This window comes from Streptomyces sp. NPDC058619, assembly GCF_042717785.1.
Taxonomy (GTDB): domain Bacteria; phylum Actinomycetota; class Actinomycetes; order Streptomycetales; family Streptomycetaceae; genus Streptomyces.
This window is the reverse complement of sequence record NZ_JBHXQN010000150.1, coordinates 1-2,099: the sequence shown is the minus strand read 5'-3', so window position 1 is coordinate 2,099 and position 2,099 is coordinate 1. Positions and strand designations below refer to the sequence as shown.

The window sequence follows — 2,099 nt, the reverse complement described above, 5'->3', positions numbered from 1 at the left end:
GCTACGTCACCCCGCTCGAAACCAGAGCCCTGACGACCCACGACCTCACCCCCGCAGCGTAACCACCCGCTGTCCAGGATCAGGGGGGAACTTCAGTCCGGCGTGAAGGTGGCGCGAGCCCGATCTGCGGGATCTGTGCGGAACAGGAGAAGGCGCACGCCCTTGCCGGGCGTGCGCCGGCGGACTGGCTCGTAGTAGTGGTGAAGTCCCTGTAATGGGGGCGGAGCGAAGGCGCCGGGTCGTTCGTGGCTTGTTCATTCGATCAACCGGAAGTGCTCCGGGAGGAATTGGCGTGGATGAGTTGAAAGCATCGGTCAAGCCGTTCGGTATACCGAAGCTGCTGGTGATGGAGGCTTGGGACAAGGTAAGGGCGAACAAGGGCGCGCCGGGCGTGGACGCGGTGGCCATTGAGGAGTTCGAGGAGGATCTGCGGGGAAACCTGTACAAGATCTGGAACCGGATGTCCTCGGGCTGCTATTTTCCGCCGCCGGTGCGCATGGTGGAGATCCCGAAGCCGCAGGGCGGCGTCAGGGTTCTCGGAGTGCCGACGGTGGGCGATCGTGTCGCGCAGACGGTGGTGGCGATGGTGCTGGAGAAGAGGGTCGAGCCCATCTTCCATCCGGATTCCTATGGCTACCGCCCGGGGCGTGGAGCGATCGACGCGGTGGGCATGTGCCGGGAGCGGTGCTGGAAGTACGATTGGGTGGTCGATCTCGACATCAAGGCGTTCTTCGACTCGGTGCCGTGGGACTTGATGCTCAAGGCGGTGGGCTCGGTCTGTGAGCTCCCCTGGGTGCAGCTGTATGTCAAGCGGTGGTTTGCTGCTCCGCTGCAACATGTGGATGGCACGCTGATTGAGCGTGCCATGGGAACCCCTCAGGGTTCGGCGGTATCTCCGGTCCTGGCGAACCTGTTCATGCACTACGCGTTCGACATGTGGTTGCACCGGGCCTTCCCGGACGTTCGCTTCGAACGGTATGCCGACGACGCGGTCATCCACTGCCGCAGTCTCGCCGAGGCGAGAGCGGTGCTGGCCGCGCTGGATGCGCGCATGGACTCGGTCGGCCTTCAACTGCACCCCGACAAGACGCAGATCGTCTACTGCCGGGACGTGAACCGTAAGAGCTCTTTCGAGCACACGAGGTTCACGTTCCTGGGTTACGACTTTCGCGAGCGCACCGTGGACGGGCGGAACGGACTGTTCCGGAGTTTCTCTCCGGCGGTCTCGGACAAGGCCCTGAAGCGGATGGGTGAGGTGGCGCGGTCCTGGCGCCTGCACCGGTGGGTGCAGGGCGAGGCCCGAGACCTCGCGGACTGGATCAATCCGGTCGTGCGGGGATGGATGCAATACTACGGGGCCTTCAACAGGTCGGCCCTCTATCCCCTCCTGAAACGGATCAACGCCTACGTGGTCCGGTGGTTGCGCGGGAAATACCGGAGGCTGCGGCGAAGCTGGTCGGCGACCTTCCGTGCGTGGTGGTCCGGGGTCGAACGACATCCCCGGCACTTCGCGCACTGGGTCTGGGTGACCGAGCCCGCCCGAGTCTGGTGACCAGGACGACAAGAGCCGTATGACGGGAGACTGTCACGTACAGATCTGTGGGAGCCCGGGGGTGAAATCCCCCCGGGCCACCCGACTTCGCTCAGGACAAGATGAGGTAGACACCGAGGCGCGGTGTCACTTCATCGACGCGGAGAAGGCATCGGAGGATAATCCCGCAGGTCACAGCGTTGCGTTTCTCTGCCGTGTGCTGGGTGCCGCGTTCCACCTACTACGCGCATAGGGCATCACGGCCGGCCCGGACGGCGCGGGAGCGGGCCGAGGAGGTGCTGGTGGGCGAGATCCGGGTGCTCCACGCCGGATCTCGCGGTGCCTACGGGGCCCCGCGGGTCCACGCCGCCCTGCGGCGGGGCGGGCGGGCGGTGAACTCCAAGAAGGTCGAGCGGCTGATGCGCAAGCACCGGATCGCCGGGATCACCCGCCGCCGGCGCCGGGGCCTGATGTCAACACCGTTGCGTTTGGCTCCTGAGCTGTACGTCAAGCCCTGCTGAACAGTGCAACGGGACCGCCTGGTAGATCAACGATCGGCGAAGAAAGT

2 protein-coding genes are annotated in these 2,099 nt (G+C 65.2%); both read left to right on the top strand.

Translation table 11 applies throughout. From position 1 onward, the window contains the following. The first annotated feature begins 292 nt into the window (after window positions 1–292). The gene (ltrA, locus tag ACFWTC_RS38815) at window positions 293–1,552 is read left to right on the top strand and encodes a group II intron reverse transcriptase/maturase (protein ID WP_384030706.1); all 1,260 of its coding nucleotides are present in this window, start codon (window positions 293–295) and stop codon (window positions 1,550–1,552) included. A gap of 203 nt (window positions 1,553–1,755) precedes the next feature. After that, window positions 1,756–2,052, top strand: coding sequence for an IS3 family transposase (locus ACFWTC_RS38810; RefSeq protein ID WP_384030708.1), 297 nt, complete (start codon window positions 1,756–1,758; stop codon window positions 2,050–2,052). Window positions 2,053–2,099: the final 47 nt, after the last annotated feature.